Source organism: Xenorhabdus sp. IM139775 (assembly GCF_028598745.1).
Taxonomy (GTDB): Bacteria; Pseudomonadota; Gammaproteobacteria; order Enterobacterales; family Enterobacteriaceae; genus Xenorhabdus.
The window spans coordinates 1-2159 of sequence record NZ_JAQRFK010000161.1 but is presented as its reverse complement, the minus strand read 5'-3'; the positions used below and the strand labels follow the sequence as shown (position 1 = coordinate 2159).

The window sequence follows — 2159 nt, the reverse complement described above, 5'->3', positions numbered from 1 at the left end:
CCGTTAAGGTGGCCTTTTCTGTCCCTAACCCACTGTATTCACAGTGAATTTTATATGGTGCCAGAGCGGGACTAGTAAATTAAGTTAGTTAACTGAATTAATTGAATTTATTTTTACTAATTGATTTTATGCCCCTTTTTGTGCCCCTTATTTGTTTAACTTTATCTATTTGAACTTAAAGTGATTTTTTAGAGCAACACAAAACCGTACCCACATAATATAGCTTCTGTATATAGGAATAACTTTAGTTTCTACTTAATCTTATTTCTATTTTTGAGTATTAGCTTTAATAGTTTTGGCTCTATCTTTGAACGTAGGATCGATAGAACTTAGCGCATACAGTCTACCTAATAGGGTGTGCGTTACTGGCATATTAATAGCATTAGGCATATCTTTTATAGATTTCCAACACGTAATGTCTGAGACTAGCTTCATTCGCTGCTCATTACGTACGGATACCATTTCACCCTTGATTACAATACCTGTTACAAGCTTCGGTTTATTGCCACTATACAGTTTTGTTTTGGTCGGGTGCATTTGGTGTCCATGTCTTTCAATAATTTGACGAATTATGGACTTGAAAAGTGGATTTACCTGAGCTCCGGAAAAAGTCAAATCATCGACATATAAAGTCATTGTTACATCATGCTTAATGGCTAACTGTTCGAGCTCACTAAACATTCTACAGTTAGCCCAATAAGCGAGCGGCATACTGATGCGACTACCAGTTGGAAGATGACTGTGAATTGTACAAATACAGCTTAATATGTCTGCAACATCTGATGAACACTCCATAACGGTGTAGAAAAACGAAAAAACCATGTTTTTTTTTGTTGATGGGAAAAAAGAACAAACATCAGTTGTCATAAGTGGAAAATTGTTACAGTGAACATGGGCATTACTTACATTTGAATGCTGTTTCTTTCCAGAGTGTAAAAAGTTCGGTGTAGCAATTCGGCAAATTAGACTTGCTATCCGCGTATGAACTACATCTAACTCGCCTACTGGATGCTGTATTTTACGTACTTTACCTTTCTTCCCTTTTTTCTCAAATTCGTTGTAATTTTCCGTATCGTTCATTATACGAAACAAGGTTTGCATATCAACTTTGAGTAGACTCGCTAGCTTTTTTTTTGACTTAAGTTTATAGAAAGGAGAATCCTGTAAAGCATAGGATTTTTTTCTGGTAACTATTTTAAGCTTTGATTTTTTCGTCATTCTTATTAATCGCCCAATCTGCAATGTCTAAAACTTTACCAGCTATTAATTGTCTGAATTTTTTGGCGAATTTTCCTTCCTTATGAATGCTCTGAGAAAACATTATAAGAGACGTTACAGGAATATCGAATTTTGACGAATACAACTCAAGTAATTCGCTCTCAACAGGCCTATTACCTGACTCAAGTTCTTTTAAATACAGCGGCGTTAAACCGAATTCGCTAGCTAAATCGCTAACCGTCAGTTCATGGTATTGTCGAATTAATCTTAAGGCTTTGTGGATCATTAGGTAGTCCATAGTAGGTTCGAAACAAGGGGGAGTAAACCTACTCGTCACCCCCTCCAGTACCTTCTAACATACGTATTAAGTACCAGATTCTATAAGCCCATACGAGTATGAACTTAATAATTGAAAAAGCGATTTTCCACTTTGGGCGTGCCTTTGGGTTTACTTGCTGATCGCGATGTGTGTTATGTTTTTTCATAAATATCTCCTATGTGCCTTGAAACCCACCTCATATGCTATGAGATTAATAAGTTACAAGCTCGCCTCACAAAGGAAGGGATTGATCAGCACTGAGCCCCCGTCTCGACGAACCTTTGGTCGCCCGAAAGGTTCGAATACCCACTCATGTTCACGCTGTCACTGATATAACAAAGCTAGGCATGTGGGGGTAAAAGGGTAGAAAGATTTCTCTTTCCGCGGACTAAGTCCAATTAATGGCGTAGTTATCCCTCAACACATCGAATTTTAATCATATTAATGAATTTCATAACAATCAAGAGGAATATTTAAAAATGAGACATAGATAGTAAGTAGTATTAACTTGTCATGATAATTAATAGCTGCCAGTAATTTATGCTAGCAGCATAGAAACTAAGTTATATATTAATTTCTAATTCTACGCTCAATAAGCTGACCGTTCATATCAAAATACCGG

2 protein-coding genes are annotated in these 2159 nt (G+C 36.5%); both read right to left on the bottom strand.

The features are described from left to right. Positions 1-267: 267 nt before the first annotated feature. On the bottom strand, positions 268-1218 hold the full coding sequence (locus tag PSI17_RS16580; RefSeq protein WP_273553015.1) for a reverse transcriptase family protein: 951 nt from the start codon (positions 1216-1218) through the stop codon (positions 268-270). Continuing rightward, complete coding sequence (locus PSI17_RS16575; RefSeq protein WP_273553014.1) at positions 1196-1504, bottom strand: helix-turn-helix domain-containing protein; 309 nt, start codon at positions 1502-1504, stop codon at positions 1196-1198. Before PSI17_RS16575 ends, PSI17_RS16580 begins: the two co-directional genes overlap by 23 nt. Positions 1505-2159: the final 655 nt, after the last annotated feature.